Source organism: Nocardia sp. NPDC055053 (assembly GCF_053608285.1).
The window spans coordinates 172,188-191,557 of record NZ_JBSGVD010000010.1 but is presented as its reverse complement, the minus strand read 5'-3'; the positions used below and the strand labels follow the sequence as shown (position 1 = coordinate 191,557).

The window sequence follows — 19,370 nt, the reverse complement described above, 5'->3', positions numbered from 1 at the left end:
GATGTGCCGGAAAAGCGATGGCGGGCGCCCATTAGGCTGGTACCTGACCTGAGCCACGCACAGACAGGACTGCACCCCGATATGACTTCCCGCATCGAGCTCGCCCGCGTCGATCTGCGCGGTCGTACTCCCTCCGCTGCCGAGCTGCGCACCGCGCTGCCGCGCGGAGGGGTCGACGTCGACTCGGTGCTGCATCATGTGCGGCCGGTCGTCGAGGACATCCGCGACCGGGGCGCCGAGGCCGCGCTGGACTACAGCGAGAAGTTCGACGGCGTTCGCCCCGCCGCGGTGCGCGTGCCCGTCGCCGAGCTGGCCACGGCACTCGAGGAGCTGGACCCGGCCGTGCGCGCCGCGCTCGAGGTCGCCATCGAGCGGACCAGGAAGGTGCACGCCGACCAGCGCCGTACCGACACCGTCACCGAGGTGGTGCCCGGCGGCACCGTCACCGAGAAGTGGGTGCCGGTCGAGCGGGTCGGGCTGTACGTGCCAGGCGGCAATGCCGTCTACCCGTCCTCGGTCGTGATGAACGTCGTCCCGGCCCAGGCCGCGGGCGTGGAATCGCTGGTCGTGGCCTCGCCGCCGCAGGCCCAGTTCGGCGGACTGCCGCACCCGACGATCCTGGCGGCCGCCGCGCTGCTCGGCGTCGACGAGGTGTGGGCGGTCGGCGGCGCGCAGGCCGTCGCGCTGCTGTCCTACGGCGGCACCGACACCGACGGCGCCGCGCTGGAACCGGTCGACCTCATCACCGGACCAGGCAACATCTACGTCACCGCGGCCAAGCGGCTGTGCCGCGGCCTGGTCGGCATCGACGCCGAGGCAGGCCCCACCGAGATCGCTGTCCTCGCCGACGCCAGCGCCGACCCGGTGCACGTGGCCGCCGACCTGATCAGCCAGGCCGAGCACGACGTGCTCGCCGCCAGCGTGCTGGTCACCGACTCCGTGGCGCTGGCCGACGCGGTCGACGCGGCGCTGAACGCCCAGCTCACCGTGGTCAAGCACGACGCGAGGGTGCGGGAAGCGTTGAGCGGCAAGCAGTCCGGGATCGTCCTCGTCGACGACATCGCCCAGGGCCTGCGCGTCGTCGACGCCTACGCCGCCGAGCACCTCGAGATCCAGACCGCCGACGCCGCGGCCGTCGCGGCCCGGGTGCGCAGCGCCGGCGCGATCTTCGTCGGCCCGTGGGCGCCGGTCAGCCTGGGCGACTACTGCGCCGGCTCCAACCACGTGCTGCCCACCGCGGGCTGCGCGCGGCACTCGTCCGGCCTGAGCGTGCAGACCTTCCTGCGTGGCATCCACATCGTGGAGTACACCGAGGCCGCGCTGAAGGATGTCGCCGGACACGTCGTCGCCCTGGCCAACGCCGAAGACCTGCCCGCCCACGGCCAGGCCGTGCGGGCGCGTTTCGAGGCGCTGTCATGAGCGAGCGCAGCGAGCGAATCATGTGCCAGCGCGCGGTGCGCATGCCGCAGCCGAGCGCCAGCGAGGCGGAGGCATGAGCACTCCCACCGTGCCCGGCGCCTCGGCGACCCTGGACCAGCTGCCGCTGCGCGACAACCTGCGCGGCAAATCCCCGTACGGCGCACCGCAATTGACGGTGCCGGTGCAGCTCAACACCAACGAGAACCCGCATCCGCCGAGCAAGGCGCTGATCGACGACGTCGCCGAATCGGTGCGCGCCGCCGCCGCCGACCTGCACCGGTACCCGGACCGGGACGCCGTCGCGCTGCGCGCGGATCTCGCCGCGTACCTGACCCGTCAGACCGGCGTCGCCGTCGACACCGCCAATGTGTGGGCGGCCAACGGCTCCAACGAGATCCTGCAGCAGCTGCTGCAGGCCTTCGGCGGACCGGGCCGCAGCGCACTGGGTTTCGTGCCCTCGTACTCGATGCACCCGATCATCTCCGAGGGCATCGACACCGAGTGGATCGAGGCCAAGCGCAGCGGCGACTTCTCCCTCGACATCGACTACGCGGTCGCGCAGATCACCGAACGCCACCCCGACGTGGTATTCGTGACCAGCCCGAACAACCCGACCGGGCACAGCATCCCGATCGACGAGCTCGAGCGCCTGCTCGCGGCGGCGCCCGGCATCGTCGTCGTCGACGAGGCATACGGCGAGTTCTCGGCAGCGCCGAGCGCGATCACGCTGATCGACCGTTTCCCGACCAAGCTCGTCGTCACCCGCACCATGAGCAAGGCGTTCGCCTTCGCGGGCGGGCGCCTCGGTTACCTGGCCGCCTCGCCCGCCGTGATCGACGCAATCCTGCTGGTGCGCCTGCCGTACCACCTGTCGGTGGTCACCCAGGCCGCCGCGCGCGCCGCCCTGCGGCACGCCGACGAAACCTTGGGCAGCGTCGCGGAACTGGCGGCGCAGCGCGACCGGGTCGCCGCCGCGCTGGCCGAGCAGGGCTTCGACGTGATTCCCAGCGACGCCAACTTCATCCTCTTCGGCCGGTTCACCGACGCCGCACGCGCCTGGCAGCACTACCTCGACGCCGGTGTGCTCATCCGCGACGTCGGCATCCCCGGCTACCTGCGCGCCACCGTCGGGCTCGCCGCGGAGAACGACGAGTTCCTGCGCGTGAGCCGCGACATCGCTGGCACCGACCTCACCCACTGACCGCTGGAGGCAATTGATATGAGCAGAACAGCGCGGGTGGAGCGCGTCACCAAGGAATCCAGCATTCTGGTCGAGCTGAACCTCGACGGCACCGGGCAGACCGAGATCTCCACCGGTGTCCCGTTCTACGACCACATGCTGACCGCGCTCGGCGCGCACGCCGGGTTCGACCTGGTGGTGCGGGCCGAGGGCGACATCGAGATCGAGGCTCACCACACGGTCGAGGACACCGCGATCGTGTTCGGGCAGGCGCTGGGCAAGGCGCTGGGCGACAAGAAGGGCATCCGCCGCTTCGGCGACGCGTTCATCCCGATGGACGAGACCCTCGCGCACGCCGCCGTCGACGTGTCCGGCAGGCCGTACTGCGTGTTCACCGGCGAGCCGGAACACCTGGTGCACACCATCATTCCGAGTGCGGGCCCCGGCGCCTCGTACTCGACCGTGCTCAACAAGCACGTGTTCGAGTCGATCGCGCAGAACGCCAGGATCGCGCTGCACGTGCGGGTGCTCTACGGCCGCGATCAGCACCACATCACCGAGGCCGAGTTCAAGGCGGTGGCACGGGCTTTGCGCGCGGCCGTCGAGATCGACCCGCGGGTGAGCGGCGTTCCGTCGACGAAAGGTGTGCTGTGAGTTCGAAATCCGTCGTCCTGCTGGACTACGGCTCCGGCAATCTGCACTCCGCCGAGCGCGCGCTGGTGCGGGCCGGTGCGCAGGTGGAGGTCACCGCCGACCCGCAGGTCGCGCTCGCCGCCGACGGGCTGGTCGTCCCCGGTGTCGGCGCGTACGCGGCCTGCATGGCCGGGCTGCGTGAGGTGCGCGGTGAGCGGATCATCGGGCAGCGCCTCGCCGGCGGCCGACCGGTCCTCGGCATCTGCGTCGGCATGCAGATCCTGTTCGACCGCGGCGTCGAGTTCGACGTGGAAACCGAAGGCTGCGGCGAGTGGCCGGGCACCGTCGCCCGCCTCGACGCCCCCGTCCTCCCGCACATGGGCTGGAACACGGTCAAGGCCCCCGCCGACAGCACCCTGTTCGCCGGCCTGGACGCGGACACCCGCTTCTACTTCGTCCACTCCTACGCCGCCCAGCAGTGGGAGCTCCCGGAGAACGAGCACATCGCGCCCCCGAAGCTCACCTGGGCCGAACACGGCGTCCCCTTCCTCGCCGCCGTCGAGAACGGTGTCCTCTCGGCCACCCAGTTCCACCCGGAGAAGTCCGGTGACGCGGGTGCTCAGCTGCTGCGCAACTGGATCGGGTCGCTGTAGTTCGGACGCTGCGCTTTCCCGCTCTGCTCAGCGGCCGATGGGGTCTGGGCTGAGCGGTTCGCCTGCCAGGAAGCCGCTGATCGGCGCTGCGCAGCGGGCAGCGTCGTCGAACCACGGGGCGTGGCCGCCGGGGACGACGACGAGACGCGCGCCGGGAATCCTCGTCACGGATGGCCGTGCCTGATCGGGTGAGCTGAACACGTCGTGCTCGCCCCAGACGAACAGCACCGGGGCCTCGATCCGTGCCAATTCTTCGTCGGTCAGGACATTTTCGGGACGCGGCGTGCGGCCACGCAGGAGTCGGCACAGCAGGGCGCGGTACGACGCGGCTTGGCCGGGCAGGCGCAGTGGCAGGCGGTGCAGGTCGAGCATGTCGTCGGAGATGGCACGTGCCGCAGGGGCGCCGATCGCCTCCGTGAGGGCGAAGCGGGCGACGAATCGAGGGGACGGCAGTTGCATCAGGCGCTGGTCGAGACCGCCGCGGATCGGGGAAGTCAGCGATGCCATCTCGGCGATGCCCCGGGATCCGGGTAGTGCGGTGGCCGGGGTGGCGACGATCGCCGCTCGCGTCAGCCGGTCCGGTGTGTCGAGCGTCGCCCACAGCGTGAACAGGCCGCCCAGCGAACTGCCGACGAATGCGGCCTGTTCCACTTCCAGCGCGTCCAGAGTTCCGGTGAGCACGCCCATCGCGAGCTCGCGGACGGTCCGTCCCTGCCAGGAGTACGAGGGTGCGAGGCTGTGGCCGGGCAGGTCGATGAGGATGTGCCGGAAGCCGGGCAACTGGGCGACGAGGGGTGCCATGCCAAGGACGGGCGCGGAGATTCCGTTGATGTGGACTACCGGGTCGCCGGATCCTGTTATCAGGACGCGGACCTGAACCGACGGGTCGCGAAGGGTGACAAGGCGTTCGGTGATCGTCAGTCCGTAGGTGCCGGCCACGCGCTGCTCGGCCGCGCGGATCCGGTGTTCGAGTCCCTGGGAATTGTTCATGCACCTACTGTCGGGCCGGGTGCGGGCGGTGTCTTGAACGAATGTTCCGGCGGTCAGATCGTCGCGAGCACACCCGGCGTGATCCCCGCGAAGGTCGACACAGCACGGTGCAGATGCGATTGGTCCGAATATCCGCAGGCCACCGCCACATCGGCGGGGGAGCGGCCCGACACCAGCAGATCGAACGCGGACCGGAACCGGACCACCATCGCGGCACGTTTGGGAGTCACCCCGACCTGGGTGGTGAATCTCGACCACACGCGTTGGCGACTCCATCCGGTGAGCTCGGCCAGGTCCCGCACCCGCACGTCACCGTTGCTCGCGACGATGCGATGCCAGCAGGCGGCGACTTCGGGATCGGCTGACCTGGTCGAGGACCGGTCGGTGAGGAACCGGGTCGTCACAGCGAATCGGTCTGCCCACGTTGCTGTTTCAGCCAGTTGCTCACGTAGCAGCGTTGCCGCTGTGCCCCAGATATCGCCGATATCGGCCACCGTGGCCTGGAGATCGCCGAGGACGCCACCGAGCAATCGGTAGGCAGCGATCGGCGACAAACGCACCTCGAGACATTCGACCCGTCGTGTGCCGACCCGGTGCGGGCCCGGCGACAGACCCGCGACCACGCCGCCGAAGGTGTTCTGCCCGAAGGCATTTCCCACGGCCAGTTCGCACTCACCGAACTGGATGACCACGGTGACTTCCGGCCGGGCGACGACCTGCATGTCCACCCCGGTGGCCACTCGATCACGAAAACCGTGCATCGCGACCCCGGAGATTGCGATTGCGCCCGGCTCGGCCACCTCCCAGCCCGCCAGCTCACGTTCGGACATGATCGGCCGCACGATTCGAGATTACGAGTGTGCCTGCGGGCCCGGCAAGGGTCAGTGGTTGTCGAAGCGGGCGCGGTCGGCGGCTTCGGTGCCCGCGTCCCAGCCCTGCTCGCTGCGGATCGTGATGCCCTTGGTGCGGACGGTGGGGAAGTAGCTGTCGAAGGCCTTGTCCACTCGCTGCTGGTGGGAAGCGAGGGCTGGGAGGAGGCGGGTCGGGTCGGGGGATTCGGCGATTGTCGCCTCGGCGGCTCTGGTGAGTCGCTCGCCGATTCTGGCGGCGTAGGCGGTGAGGAAGGCCTTGCGGTAGTGGCGGGAGCGGGATTCCTCGGTGGTCGTCGTCTCGATCATCGCGCGGGTGGCTTGGACCAGCAGCGAGGTCGACAGGAGTTCGACGGCGTCGAGGTCGGTGTCGTCGCCGACGATGGTGACGAAGCCCCAGTCGGCGACGAAGATCGCGCGGCAGCGGTTGGCGCGGGTGACCATGTCGACGAGGAGGGCTTTGGCGTCGGTGTAGGGGGTTTCCAGCCAGATGCGGCGGGCGGCGGGGAGGTCGTGGTCGGTGGTTGTGGGGTCGAGCAGGGCGCGGTCGATCGCGTATTTGGTCATGAGTTCCTGTGCCTTGGCCGAGAGGGTTTCCGCCTCCTCGGCGAAGGAGGTCGACTCGGCTTTGGCCAGGAGCCCGCGGACCCTGCCGAGGGTCTTCTCGTCGACATGGTGGTGCGCGTGCCTGGGTGCGGTGCCGGGCAGGGGCAGGATCTGTTCCAGTTTCGGCAGGCGGATGAGCAGGGCGAGGGCGGTCAGTGCGGCGGTCAGCGCTTCGGGCACGGTGAGCAGGGCGCGGTCGGCCCACTGCGCGAGGTGCGGACGATCCGCCGACCACCACACCGTGGCGCCCACCTCGTCCAGCTGTGCCTGCCAGATCTCGTCGACGGTCTCGGCGGCGAAGTCGACGCGGTGCGCCGCCATCAGATCCGTCAGATAACCGGCCGCGAACTCGTCCACCCGCCTGCGCGCGGCGGCATGGATGTCGGCGGGCAACCATCCGAACTCGAAGGCGCGGTCGATGATCCGCGCACCGGCGCGCTCGACTCCCCGAGCCAGATCCGCACCGGCTACCTGCTCGGCGAACCGCTCGATCGCGGTGGTGTCACCCTGGGCCGCGAGGAAGGCGACCGTCGCGATCGCGTCGGCGACCTGCGCCGGATCACCCGACAGCGCGGCCTCGACCGGAAGTCCGGCGGCGGCCGCCGGTCGCCGTCCCGTGCGACGACGACGATTCTGCTTGGCCACGAGCTGCGGGATCCTTGTCCGTCGGAGAGGCTGCCCGGCGGGGCAGCAGCGAACTGTTCGCGTCGTCCATTGTCCCGTACGGACCCGGCGGCGCGGCGTGCTCATCCGGTCGATCAGCAACGTTCGGGAGTGCGCGGTACCGGCGAATCGACTTCGTTTCTCGCCCAAAGGAATCCGAGCCGAAGCGGTTCCAGACCGCGTCGCGCTGGCCTAGGGTGGGCCACATGAGCTATCGGGGGATGCTGGCCGACGAACGTCGGGAACTGGTCGAACTGCTACGCGGGCTCACCGAGCAGGAGTGGGAGACACCGTCGCTGTGCGCGGGCTGGCGGGTGCGTGACGTCGTCGGTCACCTGCTGACGGACACGCTCGGCCCACTCGACTACGCGGCCGCCGCGGCGCGCAACCGCGGTTCGGTGGACCGGATCAACAACGCGCTCGCCGCCTCGTTCGCGAACCTGCCGACCGCGCAGCTGGTGCACAAGTTCGAACACGAATCGGGCAAGCTGTCGAAATTCTCGCCGCGGCTCATGCTGTCGGATCTGCTGGTGCACCAGCAGGACATCCGGCGGCCACTCCAGCGCCCGCGCACCATTCCCGCCGATCGCCTGATCGCGGTCCTGTCCTATCCGGACCCGTTCGCCTCCCCGGGCAAGCGGACCAGGGGCCTGCGGTTCGTGGCCACCGATATCAAATGGTCGTGGGGTGACGGCCCGGAAGTCCGCGGCCCCGGCGAGGCCATCGCCCTCGCTGTCGTCGGCCGCACCGTCGTCCTCGACGAACTCACCGGCGGCGGCGTTCCCGAACTCCGCCGCCGCTGCACCTGAGCACAGTGACACGGGCCTCACCCACCCGGACCGGTGGCGGGATCGTCGGCGCAGACCTACTAGTCTGGTCACGTGAGTCTTGTGCTGTTGCCCGCCGTCGATGTCGCCAATGGTGAGGCCGTGCGCCTCGTGCAGGGGGAGGCCGGTAGCGAAACCAGCTACGGGTCGCCACGGGACGCGGCGCTGGCGTGGCAGCAGGCCGGTGCCGAGTGGGTGCATCTGGTCGATCTGGACGCGGCGTTCGGCAAGGGGAGCAATCGGGAGCTGATCGCCCAGGTCGTCGGTGAGCTCGATGTCAAGGTCGAGCTGTCCGGCGGTATCCGCGACGACGACTCGCTGAAGGCGGCCCTGGCGACCGGGTGCGCGCGGGTCAACATCGGCACCGCGGCGATCGAGAACCCGCAGTGGTGTGCGCGGGTGCTCGGTGAGTACGGCGACCGGATCGCGGTCGGGCTCGACGTCAAGCAGATCGACGGCGAATGGCGGCTGCGTGGCCGCGGCTGGGTGACCGACGGCGGTGACCTGTGGGAGGTGCTCGAACGCCTCGAGCGCGACGGGTGCGCGCGCTATGTCGTCACCGACGTCTCCAAGGACGGCACGCTGACCGGCCCCAACCTCGAGCTGCTGAGCGAGGTCGCCAACGCCGCCGAGGCACCGGTGGTCGCCTCCGGCGGCATCTCGGTGCTCGACGACCTCGTCGCCATCGCCGGACTCGCCGAGGACGGCGTCGAGGGCGCGATCATCGGCAAGGCGCTCTACGCGGGCCGGTTCACCCTGCCCGAGGCCCTGGCCGCGGTGCGCTGACACCAACGATGACCGCCGCACCGAGCACCGCCGAACTGACCGACCTGCTTGCCGTCGCCACCCAGGTACTGGACGGGGTCGTCCCGCGCTTCGTCGAGGGGATCGGTGCGCCGAGCGCGGTCGCCAAGGGCCGCAACGACTTCGCCACCGAACTCGACCTCGAGCTGGAACGCACCATCACCGCCGAACTGCAGCAGCGCACCGGAATCGCGGTGCACGGCGAGGAATTCGGCGGCCCGGCGCTCACCTCGGGCACGGCCTGGGTGCTCGACCCGATCGACGGCACCTTCAACTACTCCTCCGGCCACCCCATGTCGGGCACGCTGCTCGCGCTGGTGCACGAGGGCGAACCGGTGATCGGCCTGACCTGGCTGCCCCTGCTCGGCCACCGCTATTCCGCGGTCGCGGGCGGCCCGCTGCTCGTCGACGGCATCGCGATGCCGCCGCTGGAGCCGGGCAAGCTCGCCGACGCGATGATCGGGTTCGGCGCGTTCAACCTCGACTCGGCGGGCCGCATCCCCGGCCAGTTCCGGTTCGATCTGCTCGGCGCGCTGAGCAGGCTGTCCTCGCGGGTGCGGATGCACGGCGCCACCGGCATCGACCTGGCCTTCACGGCCTCCGGCGTGCTCGGCGGCGCGGTCGTGTTCGGGCACCATCCGTGGGACAACGCGGCAGGCGTCGCGCTGGTGCGGGCCGCGGGCGGCGTTGTCACCGACCTGGCGGGCGCGCCGTGGACGATCACCTCCGGTTCGGTGCTGGCCGCCGCGCCCGGGGTGCACGAAGAACTCCTGGACATGATCTGCACGGTCACCGAAGAAGAACGAGGGTGAACACCATGACACCGCGCACCGAGGAACGGCCGGACACGGCGGCGCCGAGCACCTTGGCCGTCCGCGTGATCCCCTGCCTTGACGTCGACGCGGGCCGGGTGGTCAAGGGCGTCAAGTTCCAGAACCTGCGCGACGCGGGCGACCCGGTCGAACTGGCCGCCACCTACGACGCGCAGGGCGCCGACGAACTGACCTTCCTCGACGTCACCGCTTCCACCGGCGATCGCGGCACCATGCTCGACGTGGTGACCCGCACCGCCGAGCAGATCTTCATCCCGCTCACCGTCGGCGGCGGTGTGCGCACCGTCGAGGATGTCGACCGGCTGCTGCGCGCGGGCGCGGACAAGGTGTCGGTGAACACCGCCGCCATCGCCCGCCCCGAGGTGCTGTTCGAGATGTCGCAGCGTTTCGGCGCCCAGTGCATCGTGCTCTCGGTCGACGCGCGCACCGTGCCCGACGGCCAGCCCGACACCCCGTCGGGCTGGGAGGTCACCACCCACGGCGGCAAGCGCGGCACCGGCATCGACGCCGTCGAATGGGCCATCCGCGGCGCCGAACTCGGCGTCGGCGAGATCCTGCTGAACTCGATGGACGCCGACGGCACCAAGACGGGCTTCGACCTGCCGATGATCGCCGCGGTCCGCGCCGCGGTGAGCGTCCCGGTGATCGCCAGCGGCGGCGCGGGCGCGGTCGAGCACTTCCCGCCCGCCGTGCACGCGGGCGCCGACGCGGTCCTGGCCGCCAGCGTGTTCCACTTCGGCGACCTCACCATCGGCCAGGTCAAGTCCGCCATGCGCGCCGACGGCATCACCGTCCGCTGACCTACAGCCCCATTTCGGCGGCGATGATCGTGCGCAGGACGTCGCTGCTGCCGCCCTGGATGCGGTCGATGCGGTGATCGGCGTAGAGGCGGGCGATGGGCGAGTCGGTGAGATAGCCTGCGCCGCCGTGTAATTGCAGGCAGCGGTCGATGACGCGGCCCGCGGTTTCGGTGGCGAACAGTTTCGCCGAGGCGGCGTGGGCTGGGCCGAGTTCGCCGCGGTCGTGTGCGGCGAGCGCGCGATCGACGACCGCCTCGACGGCGTCGACCTCGGTCTGGCAGGCGGCGAGTTCGAACTTCGTGTTCTGGAAGGCCGAGACGGGGCGGGTGAACGCGATGCGGTCCTGGGTGTGCTTGCGCGCGAAGCGGATCGCGGCCTTGGCCTGGGCGTAGGCGCCGACGGCGATGCCGAGGCGTTCCTGCGGCAGCTGCCCGGCGAGATGGGTGATCCCCTGGTGTGGCGTGCCGAGCAGGTCGGCGGCGGGCACCCGCACATCGGTGAAGGTGAGTTCGGCGGTGCCGCTGACCTTGCGGCCCAGCGTGTCGAGCTGGCGCCCGACCCGGAAACCCGCGGCGGTCGCGTCGACGACGAGCAGGGACAGGCCGTAGGACGGGTCGTCGGGGCGGGGCGCGGCGGTGCGCGCGCACACGATGACCCGGTCGGCGTACACGCCACCGGTGACGTAGGTCTTCGATCCGTTCACCACATACGTGCCGCCGTCGACGGACAGCGGTGCGGTGGTGCGCATCTCGGCAGGCTCCGCACCGGTGCCAGGCTCGGCCACCGCCAGCGCGAACATCATGTCGCCGGTGACGATGCCGGGCATCCACCGCGCCTGCTGTGCCGGGGTGGCCAGCGTCTTGACCAGCGGCAGGCACCGGGTGACGTGGGCGCTCGAACCGCCGAAGGAGACAGCGGCCCGCGCGATCTCCTCGGCGAGCACGGTCCGGTACCCGAACGACTCGCGACCTGCCCCGCCGAACTCGACCGGCGCCTCGAGCCCGAACACGCCGAGTTCGCCCAGCCGGTAATAGAATTCGCGCGGCACGAGACCGTCCTCGTACCACTTGCCGAAGCTCGGCACGACCTCGGATTCGATGAACGCGCGCATCGTCGCCCGGAACGCGGCGTGATCGGCGTCGAAAACTGTTCTGCGCATCAGGAATTCCTTACCGGCCTGGAAACGGCCACGAGCCGGCCCGCCCGATCGTGGTTCGGGCGGGCCGGCGGAGTGCGGACGGTGCTACTTCGCGGGGGCGGGCACCGCGGGATCCTTGCAGTACGCGCCGAGTTCAGCCGGGCACGGCGCGAGAATGGTCGAGAAGTACTGGTACGCCGAGAACACCGCCAGCGGTCCGCCGACCGTGACCAGCCCGACCATGGTGCCGACCGCGCCGAGCGTGGCCGCGCCGAGCACACACCCGGCGACGGTGGCGCCGACCCACGGCACCAGCAGCACGATCACCGGGCTGGCGATGGCCGCTCCCGCGGCGCCGCCGACCAGGCAGCCGATACCGCCACCGAGCACGGCGCCGATGATCGCGCTCACCGCACTGCCGATGGTCAGGCGCTGGGTGAACATGCCCAGCGCCGTCTGGTCACGCGGGGTGAAGGATTCGGCGACCTGCTTCACGGCCGAGTCCTGGGCGATGACGTTCGTCGCGGCAGCCACCGGGGCACCGCCGTCCTTGGCCGGGGTGAGGGTCGCTTTGCCGCCGTCGATCGTGGCGGCGATCGGGAAGACCTTGTCGTCCATGCGGTAGGACAGCGGCAGCGCGGCGACCGGGACATCGGCGCCGGTGGTCAGCAGCAGCTGGTCGCCGACGACCTGCAGCTTGCCGTCGGTGGTGGTGACGACGGCGGCGTCACCCTGCCTGCTGACTTCGTAGTGCACGTCGGTCTGCGCGGGCGCCGGATCGGCGTGGCCGGTGCCCGCGCCGACACAGAGGGTCAGTGCCGTCAGGGCGGCGGTCGCGAGGGTGGTGGACATCTTCATCGGTGATCCTCATCGATCGGGGGTGTTCTTCGGGTGTTTCGCGGTGTGCCGCGGAACGAGCGGGGGCTATTTGCCGGTGTCGATCAGGCCGTCGGTGAGCGACCAGTGGTTGCCCGAGAAGGTCTGGATGCCGACGGCTTCGAGGGGATAGCCGTCGTCCGCACCGGTCTTCATCGTGATGCCGGGCAGCAGCAGGTCGACCGAGACGTTGTCGAGGGAGCGCATCGCATCGCGCAGGCCCTCCCTGGTCGGGCACTTCGCCGATTCCATCGTCTTGCGGAAGCTCTCGGCCATCGCCCAGCCGGCCAAGGCGTGCTGGTTCTCCGGATCGGCGCCGGGCGCGTACTGCGCCAGCTTCGACTTGAAGGTCTGCATGCCCGCGTCCTGTGCCCAGCGCGCGTCGGCCGGGTCCTTGAGGAAGGCGGCGGAGACCACGCCCTGGACGTTGTCCAGCCCGACCGGCCGCAGCGTGGCCATCGTGTTCGACACCTGGGTCACCACGTGCAGCGGATTCCAGTCGGTGTTGCGCACATCGGCGGCCAGCGCCTGCGAGGCGAACTTCGGGGTCGAGAAGTTCAGCAGCACATCGGCTTTCGAGTTCGCGAGATTGCGGACCTGCGCGTCGACGGTGGGGTCGGTGACCTCGAAGCTCTGCTCGGCGACGACCTTGACGCCACTGCCCGCGACACCCTCGGTGAACCCGGCGAGCAGATCCTTGCCGAAGTCGTCGTTCTGGTAGAGCACCGCCACTGTCGCGGTCGGCCGCTGCGCCTTCACGTACGTCGCGTAGGCCAGGGCTTCGGTGCGGTAGCTGGGCTGCCAGCCCATGGTCCACGGATGCTCGGTGCCCGCGCCGAACTTGGTGGCGCCGGTGGCGACGAACACCTGCGGCACCTTGCGCTGGCCGAGGTAGTCCCACACCGCCGACGACGTCGCGGTGCCGAGGGTCTGGAAGACCGCGAACACCTGATCCTGCTCGACGAGCCTGCGCGTCTCCTCGACGGTCTTGGGCGGCTGGTAGCTGTCGTCGCGCACCACGTACTCGACCTTGCGTCCGTCGATGCCGCCCTGTTCGGCGTTGACGTAGTCGAAGTAGGCCTTGATGCCCTTGGGGACTTCGCTGTATGCCGAGGCCGGACCCGACAGCGGATACACCCCGCCGAGTTTGATGCTGGTGTCGGTGATGCCGGTCGTCTGCTGGCCTTTGCAGTCGCCGAGCCCGACGGTGCCGGTGTCGGCGCCACGACCACCGCAGGCGGTGAGTGTCGCGAGCAGCGCCGCCGCGAGGCCGAGCGAGTGGATCGCCTTAGTGCGCATGTGTTTTCCCTTTCCGAACGAGATGTCCGAGCCGTTGCGCCAGCCGGCCGGTCAGACCGGCCAGCCCGGTGGGCGCGAGGTACATGACCGCGATGATCAGCAGTCCGAAGATGACGCCGGGCGCCGCCTGATTGACGTCCTGGGCGAAGCTGGGCACGAACATCACGAACAACCCGCCGAGCACCGGACCCCACGTGGTGCCGAGCCCGCCGACGACCAGGCCTGCCAGCAGCGTCACCGACAGGGTCAGCGCGAACGAGTCCGGTGAGACGAACGCGATCACCCACGTGTAGACACAGCCGGCGACACCGGCCAGCAGCGCGCTCCAGGCGAAGGCGAGCGTCTTGTAGTGGGCGAGGTTCACACCGAGCACCTCGGCGGCGATCTCGTTGTCGCGCACCGCGTGCAGCGCGCGTCCCACCCGTGACCGCAGCATCCCGGCGACCAGCACGAAGCTGCCGACGGTGGTGGCCAGCGCCAGGAAGTACAGCCACTGATCCTCGGCCAGCCCGGTCCAGGCGGGCGGCACCGGCTTGGTGACGGTGAGTCCCATCGAGCCGCCGGTCAGCCCGTCGAATCGCTTGAGCAGCGGGACAAGGAAGATCGCGATCGCCAGGGTGACCAGCGCCAGGTACAACCCGCGCAGCCGCAGCGCCGGGATGCCGAGCGCGAAGCCGAGGGCGAAGGCCACCGCCGCCGCGATCGGGATGGTCGCGAAATACGGTGTGTCCCACCGTTCCATCGCCACGGCCGCGGTGTAGGCGCCGACCGCGAAGAACGCGCCGTGCCCCAGCGAGATCTGGCCGGTGTGGCCGACCAGCAGGTTCAGCCCGAGCAGGGTGACCGCGTAGACCATGGCCATGGCGAGCTGGAAGGTGTGGAAGGGCACCAGCTGGAACGGCGCCGCGCAGGCCACCAGGATCACCACCGCGGTGGCGATCACCGGCCAGCGGAGCTGTCCGAGCCGGTCGGCGAACGAAGGCGCCGCCGGCGCGACCGAAGTCGATGTCGTCGATATCGTGTTCACTTCGCTCATACCCGTTCCACCGCCGCGTGTCCGAACAGACCTTGCGGGCGCAGCAAGAGCACGCCCAGGATGATCACCAGCGGCACACCGATCTTGAGTTCGGTGCCGATCGCGTCGACATAGGCGCCGGTGAGGGTTTCGGCGACGCCGACGATCAGGCCGCCCGCCACCGCGCCGCCGGGGGAGTCGAAGCCACCGAGGGTGGCCGCGGCGAAGGCATAGATGAGGACGCCGCCCATCATGTTCGGCTCGAGGAACAGCAGCGGCGCCGACAGCACCCCCGAGACCGCGCCGACCAGCGCGGCCAGGCCCCAGCCGAGCGCGAGGACCGTGCCGACCCGGATACCGACCAGCTTGGCGGACTGGGGATTACAGGCCACCGCCCGCATCGCCAAGCCGATCCCGGTGAAGCGGAACAGCAGATACAGCAGTCCCATCACCACACCGACGACAGCGAAGATGCCGAGGCTGCCGTAGCCGACGCTGATGCCCGCGGTGCGCAAAGCGCCGTCCGGGAACGGATTCGGAAACGACTTCACCTGGTACGACCAGATCCAGCCCGCCACGGCGTGCACGGTGAAGAACAACCCGACCGTGACGATCACCAGGGTGATCTCGGGAGCGCCCTCGACCGGGCGGATCACCACCCGCTCGATGAGCATGCCCGCCACGAAGGAGATCGCCAGCGTGAGCGGCAGTGCCGCCCAGAACGGCATGGTCTGGCTGAGCTGCCAGGCCAGGAACGCCGAGAACATGGCGAGCTCGCCCTGGGCGAAGTTGACGATGCCGGTGAACCGGTAGATCAGGACAAGGGCCAGCGCGAGGCCGGCGTAGATCGCGCCCGCCGAGAGTCCCTCGACGAGTTGCTGCACGAATTCGGTCACGGCCGCACCCGGATTCCCAGGTAGGACCGGGTGACCTGGTCATCGGCCCTGATCTGTTCCGCGGTGCCGGACAACACGATGCGCCCGGTCTCGAGCACATGTGCCTGATGGGCGATCCCGAGGGCCAGATGCGCGTTCTGCTCGACGACGATCACGGTGGTGCGTTCCTCCTCGTTGATGGTGTGCACGATCCCGAACAGCTCCTGGGTCACCAGCGGGGACAGACCGAGCGAGGGTTCGTCGAGCAGCAGCACGCGCGGGCGCAGCATCAGCGCCCGGCCGATGGCGAGCATCTGCTGCTGGCCACCGGACAGGCCGCCCGCCGGCTCGCGCCGCTTGTCACGCAGGATCGGGAAGTAGTCGTAGATGCGGCGCAGGTCGGTCTCGGTGCCCGAGCGGTCACGCCGGGTGTAGGCGCCGAGGCGCAGGTTCTCCTCGACCGACAGCGGCGCGAAAGTGCCACGGCCCTCGGGCACGTGGGCGACACCGATCCGGGCCATGGCCTCCGGGGAGCGGCCGGTCACCTCGGTGCCGTCCAGCCGCAGGGTGCCGCGGACCTTGACCATGCCGCACAGGGCCCGCAGCAGGGTCGTCTTGCCTGCGCCGTTGGGGCCGAGGATCGCGCAGACTTTGCCCTCGGCGACCGAAAAGCTCACGCTGTGCAGCACTTTCGCCGCGCCGTAGCCGGCGTGCAGGTCGGTGATGGACAGAAATTCACTCATGCTGTGTCCTTTCGGCATGCTCGGGCGGCCTCCGTGGTCACGCTCCGCTACCGCCTCCGGCCGCTGACCGCTCATGCCGCCGCTCCCAGGTAGGCCCGGATGACTGCCGGATCACGTTGCACCGCTTCGGGTTCGCCCTCGGCGATGACCTGCCCGAACTCGAGGCACACCACGCGATCGCAGGTGCCCATGACGAAGCCCATGTGGTGTTCGACCACAACGACGGTGAGGTCGAGGTCGGACTGGAGCGCGCGCAGGCGTTCGGCGAATTCGTCGACCTCGCCGTGGCTGAGGCCGTTGACCGGCTCGTCGAGCAGCAGCAGCCGTGGCCGGACCGCGAGCGCCCTGGCCAGTTCGATGCGTTTGAGCGTGCCGAACGGCAGACCGGACGCCGGATGGTCGGCCACCGCGGTCAGGTCGAGCCGCTCGAGCAGCTCGTCGGCTTCGGCGCGCAGTGCCCGTTCCTCCCGGCGGACCTTCGGCAGTCCCAGGCCCGCCGAGACGAAACCGGCGGTGGCCCGGTGGTGGGCGCCGACGAGGACGTTGTCGCGGACAGACAGCCGGGGGAACAGGCCGAGGTTCTGGAAGGTGCGGGCGATGCCGAGGCCGGCCAGCGCGTCGGGCCGGACGGTCGACAGATCGGTGTCGCGGTAGCGCAGGGTGCCCGAGGTCGGGCGGTTGCGCCGGGTCATACAGTTGAACAGGGTGGTCTTGCCCGCGCCGTTCGGTCCGATCAGGCCGACCATCTCGCCGGGAGCGACCGCGAACCCGACCTCCCGCAGGGCGGTGATCCCGCCGAAGCGCACCGTCAGGTTGGTTATTTCGAGCATGCGATGACGGTAAGTTCGCAGGTCACGGGCCACATCGGACGTTGCGGACCAATTTCTGCGCGCGATCTCGTCCGCTGCGGACATGGCCGCATCCGGTTGACACCGGGAAACCGGACATGCAAACTCCCCGGACATGTCGGCTGGATCACATCTGCTCACCGCGTCGGTCTCGGACCCGTTGCACGCCGAACGGGCCAGGATCGTCAGCTGCGCCTACGACCACGCCGACGACATCGCCGACGACGTGATGACCACGCTGCGTGCCCAGCTGCCCGGCTACGGGACGGCCGACCCCGGCTTCCTCGCCGACGTGCACGACCAGCTGGCCCGGCTCAGCCGGACCGGTCTCGGCGCGCTGCTCGAACGCAAACGGGTCACCGCGGCCGATGTCACCTATGCCAGGCAGGCGGCCGCGCGGCGGGCGCGGTCGGGGCTGCCGCTGGTCGACTACATCGCCGCGTTCCGGCTGGGCCAGCGCGCCATCTGGAAATCGCTGCTCGCCCACGCGGGCGACACCGAGGCGGGCCGGGAAGCGGTGTTGTCGCTGGCCGGTCCGCTGGCCCGCTACACCGATCTGATCAGCGCCCAGGCCACCGACGCCTACCTGGAGTTCCAGCAGTACGTGGCGGCCGAATCGGGCCGCGACAGCCAGGCGCTGATGGACACGCTGCTCGAGGGAACCCTGCCCGCGGGCGGGCCGCATCTGTCGGTGGCCACCGCGCACGGGATCGGCGCCGACCGCACCACGCCGCTGGTTGTCGTGACCGCCGTCGTGCTGGACGGGTCGGCCGACGGAGCCGGTGAGACACGGCAATTGGTGTCGGCCGCCGCGGCGCGCGTCGGTGTCAACGGGCTGCGCACGCTCTCGGTGGTGCGCGGCGGCGAGATCGTGGCGATTCCGGCGCTCGGGCGCGACGGATCCGCCGAGCAGCTGTGTGACCGGCTGCGGGCGATGCGCGACGACCTCGCCGCCGAGGGCATCGTGCTCGCCGTCGGCGTGAGCACCGCGGTCACCGAGGTCGCCCAGATCCCGCGCGCCTACCGGCAGGCTCAGGCCGCGCTCGCCCTGCTGCCCGAGGACGGCGGTGTGCTCGCGCTGCCACAGATGACGCCGTTCCGGTACCTGCTGCTGCGGGCCGACGACACCACCCGCCAGCTCGTCGACCCGCGCATCGGCACCGCGCTGGCCGACGACCGCGCCCGCGGCGGCTCGCTGGCCGAGACCATCCGCGCCTTCGCCGCCGCCGACATGAACCTGCGCGAGGCCGCCGACACCCTGCGGATCCACTTGAACACCGCCAAGTACCGGCTCGGACGGATCCAGGAACTCACCGGCCGCAATATGCGCAGCGTCAACGACCTGGTCGAATTGCTGGTGGCGATCGAGTTGCAGACCGGGCAGTCGGGTCGCCACGGCGCGGCTGTTATAAACGAGGCATGAGCCTGGATCCCGCCATCGCCGCACGTCTCAAGCGCAACGAGGCGGGTCTGGTCGCCGCCGTCGCCCAGGAGAAGTCGACCGGCGACGTGCTGATGATGGCGTGGATGGACGACGAGGCCCTGGCCAGGACCATCGAAACCCGCAAGGGCACTTACTATTCGCGCTCGCGTCAGCAGTACTGGGTCAAGGGCGAGACCTCGGGCCACACCCAGTACGTGCACGAGGTGCGACTGGACTGCGACGGCGACACGATCCTGCTGATCGTCGATCAGGAGGGCGCGGCCTGCCACACCGGCACGCACACCTGCTTCGACACCGACGTGCTGCTCGCCGCCGGCTAGTCGCCGTCCTCGGCGAGCACCCGGTTCAGCCGGTTCGACAGGGTTTCCCCGAGCTCGGCCAGCTGGGCGGTCTGCTCGGCGTCGAGACCGTCGAGGACCAGTCTGCGCACGGCGTCCACATACCCGGGCGCCGCCTCGAGCACCTTCTCGAAACCGGCGTCGGTGAGCACGGCGTGTACCCCGCGCCTGCCCACGGTGGAGTCGCGCCGGGCCCAGCCCAGCCGCTCCAGCTTCGACACCACATGCGACAGGCGCGATAGCGACGCATTTGCCTTGTGGGCGAGGTCACTCAATTGCAGGCGATGGCCCGCTTCCTCGGAGAGCAGGCTCAGCACCCGGAACTCGAAATGGGTCAGCCCGGCCTCGCGCTGCAGCCGTGTATCGAGCGCACCCGGGATCCGGGCCATGAGCGTCACGATCGCCTGCCAGGCGCGCTGTTCGACGGGGTCGAGCCACTGGGTCATCGCCGGCACAGCCTCACGGCCGAACGACAGGGCTGGTGTACTGGGGCGCGCACCGAACCGAGTTTGCCACG

Annotated in this window: 21 protein-coding genes; 10 read left to right on the top strand and 11 right to left on the bottom strand. The window is 70.1% G+C overall.

The window, feature by feature from the left end; all coding sequences use genetic code 11:
- Positions 1-81: 81 nt before the first annotated feature.
- From hisD to hisH, 4 genes are all read left to right on the top strand, one after another.
- Positions 82-1,419, top strand: coding sequence for a histidinol dehydrogenase (gene hisD, locus ACWF82_RS13750; protein WP_452501070.1), 1,338 nt, complete (start codon positions 82-84; stop codon positions 1,417-1,419).
- A 73-nt stretch (positions 1,420-1,492) separates the two neighbouring features.
- A complete protein-coding gene (locus ACWF82_RS13745) occupies positions 1,493-2,620 on the top strand; it encodes a histidinol-phosphate transaminase (RefSeq protein ID WP_452501068.1) in 1,128 nt (375 codons plus the stop codon).
- 18 nt (positions 2,621-2,638) lie between these two features.
- On the top strand, positions 2,639-3,253 hold the full coding sequence (gene hisB / locus ACWF82_RS13740; protein WP_189033963.1) for an imidazoleglycerol-phosphate dehydratase HisB: 615 nt from the start codon (positions 2,639-2,641) through the stop codon (positions 3,251-3,253).
- Positions 3,250-3,885 (top strand): imidazole glycerol phosphate synthase subunit HisH, encoded by a 636-nt coding sequence (hisH, locus tag ACWF82_RS13735; protein WP_452501066.1) that lies wholly within the window; start codon positions 3,250-3,252, stop codon positions 3,883-3,885. The genes hisB and hisH overlap by 4 nt, the downstream gene beginning before the upstream one ends.
- A 27-nt stretch (positions 3,886-3,912) precedes the next feature.
- On the opposite strand, the gene ACWF82_RS13730 is transcribed toward hisH, so the two are convergent.
- Genes ACWF82_RS13730 through ACWF82_RS13720 form a run of 3 tightly spaced genes read right to left on the bottom strand, consistent with a single transcriptional unit; the run spans position 3,913 to position 6,995 of the window.
- On the bottom strand, positions 3,913-4,875 hold the full coding sequence (locus ACWF82_RS13730; RefSeq protein WP_452501064.1) for an alpha/beta fold hydrolase: 963 nt from the start codon (positions 4,873-4,875) through the stop codon (positions 3,913-3,915).
- A gap of 53 nt (positions 4,876-4,928) precedes the next feature.
- Positions 4,929-5,717, bottom strand: coding sequence for a helix-turn-helix domain-containing protein (locus ACWF82_RS13725; protein ID WP_452501062.1), 789 nt, complete (start codon positions 5,715-5,717; stop codon positions 4,929-4,931).
- Positions 5,718-5,756: 39 nt separating this feature from the next.
- A complete protein-coding gene (locus tag ACWF82_RS13720) occupies positions 5,757-6,995 on the bottom strand; it encodes a DUF2786 domain-containing protein (RefSeq protein ID WP_452501060.1) in 1,239 nt (412 codons plus the stop codon).
- A gap of 224 nt (positions 6,996-7,219) precedes the next feature.
- Here ACWF82_RS13720 and ACWF82_RS13715 point away from each other — a divergent pair, with 224 nt between their 5' ends.
- The 4 genes from ACWF82_RS13715 (at position 7,220) to hisF (ending at position 10,277) form a co-directional block, all read left to right on the top strand.
- Positions 7,220-7,822 carry a maleylpyruvate isomerase family mycothiol-dependent enzyme gene (locus tag ACWF82_RS13715; protein ID WP_452501058.1) on the top strand — a complete coding sequence of 201 codons (603 nt, stop codon included), beginning with the start codon at positions 7,220-7,222 and terminating at the stop codon, positions 7,820-7,822.
- A gap of 72 nt (positions 7,823-7,894) precedes the next feature.
- Positions 7,895-8,626 (top strand): bifunctional 1-(5-phosphoribosyl)-5-((5-phosphoribosylamino)methylideneamino)imidazole-4-carboxamide isomerase/phosphoribosylanthranilate isomerase PriA, encoded by a 732-nt coding sequence (gene priA, locus ACWF82_RS13710; RefSeq protein WP_378856413.1) that lies wholly within the window; start codon positions 7,895-7,897, stop codon positions 8,624-8,626.
- An 8-nt stretch (positions 8,627-8,634) separates the two neighbouring features.
- Positions 8,635-9,456, top strand: a complete 822-nt coding sequence (locus ACWF82_RS13705) for an inositol monophosphatase family protein (RefSeq protein ID WP_452501056.1) — start codon at positions 8,635-8,637, stop codon at positions 9,454-9,456.
- 5 nt (positions 9,457-9,461) lie between these two features.
- Complete coding sequence (hisF, locus tag ACWF82_RS13700; protein WP_452501149.1) at positions 9,462-10,277, top strand: imidazole glycerol phosphate synthase subunit HisF; 816 nt, start codon at positions 9,462-9,464, stop codon at positions 10,275-10,277.
- Position 10,278: 1 nt separating this feature from the next.
- On the opposite strand, the gene ACWF82_RS13695 is transcribed toward hisF, so the two are convergent.
- The 7 genes from ACWF82_RS13695 to ACWF82_RS13665 all read right to left on the bottom strand — a co-directional run bounded on the left by ACWF82_RS13695 (position 10,279) and on the right by ACWF82_RS13665 (position 17,053).
- Positions 10,279-11,436 carry an acyl-CoA dehydrogenase family protein gene (locus ACWF82_RS13695; protein WP_452501054.1) on the bottom strand — a complete coding sequence of 386 codons (1,158 nt, stop codon included), beginning with the start codon at positions 11,434-11,436 and terminating at the stop codon, positions 10,279-10,281.
- A gap of 84 nt (positions 11,437-11,520) precedes the next feature.
- On the bottom strand, positions 11,521-12,273 hold the full coding sequence (locus ACWF82_RS13690) for a hypothetical protein (RefSeq protein WP_452501052.1): 753 nt from the start codon (positions 12,271-12,273) through the stop codon (positions 11,521-11,523).
- 66 nt (positions 12,274-12,339) lie between these two features.
- Complete coding sequence (locus ACWF82_RS13685; protein WP_452501050.1) at positions 12,340-13,590, bottom strand: ABC transporter substrate-binding protein; 1,251 nt, start codon at positions 13,588-13,590, stop codon at positions 12,340-12,342.
- A complete protein-coding gene (locus ACWF82_RS13680) occupies positions 13,580-14,626 on the bottom strand; it encodes a branched-chain amino acid ABC transporter permease (RefSeq protein ID WP_452501048.1) in 1,047 nt (348 codons plus the stop codon). Before ACWF82_RS13680 ends, ACWF82_RS13685 begins: the two co-directional genes overlap by 11 nt.
- Positions 14,623-15,501: a branched-chain amino acid ABC transporter permease gene (locus ACWF82_RS13675; protein WP_452501046.1), complete on the bottom strand. Its 879-nt coding sequence runs from the start codon at positions 15,499-15,501 to the stop codon at positions 14,623-14,625. Before ACWF82_RS13675 ends, ACWF82_RS13680 begins: the two co-directional genes overlap by 4 nt.
- Complete coding sequence (locus ACWF82_RS13670) at positions 15,498-16,223, bottom strand: ABC transporter ATP-binding protein (protein WP_452501044.1); 726 nt, start codon at positions 16,221-16,223, stop codon at positions 15,498-15,500. Before ACWF82_RS13670 ends, ACWF82_RS13675 begins: the two co-directional genes overlap by 4 nt.
- Before the next feature lie 71 nt (positions 16,224-16,294).
- A complete protein-coding gene (locus ACWF82_RS13665; protein ID WP_452501042.1) occupies positions 16,295-17,053 on the bottom strand; it encodes an ABC transporter ATP-binding protein in 759 nt (252 codons plus the stop codon).
- A gap of 133 nt (positions 17,054-17,186) precedes the next feature.
- Here ACWF82_RS13665 and ACWF82_RS13660 point away from each other — a divergent pair, with 133 nt between their 5' ends.
- Positions 17,187-18,494, top strand: coding sequence for a PucR family transcriptional regulator (locus ACWF82_RS13660; protein ID WP_452501040.1), 1,308 nt, complete (start codon positions 17,187-17,189; stop codon positions 18,492-18,494).
- A complete protein-coding gene (gene hisI / locus ACWF82_RS13655) occupies positions 18,491-18,835 on the top strand; it encodes a phosphoribosyl-AMP cyclohydrolase (protein ID WP_378851133.1) in 345 nt (114 codons plus the stop codon). The genes ACWF82_RS13660 and hisI overlap by 4 nt, the downstream gene beginning before the upstream one ends.
- On the opposite strand, the gene ACWF82_RS13650 is transcribed toward hisI, so the two are convergent.
- Positions 18,832-19,299, bottom strand: coding sequence for a MarR family winged helix-turn-helix transcriptional regulator (locus ACWF82_RS13650; RefSeq protein ID WP_452501038.1), 468 nt, complete (start codon positions 19,297-19,299; stop codon positions 18,832-18,834). The two genes, hisI and ACWF82_RS13650, sit on opposite strands and share 4 nt — an antisense overlap.
- Between the last annotated feature and the right edge of the window lie 71 nt (positions 19,300-19,370).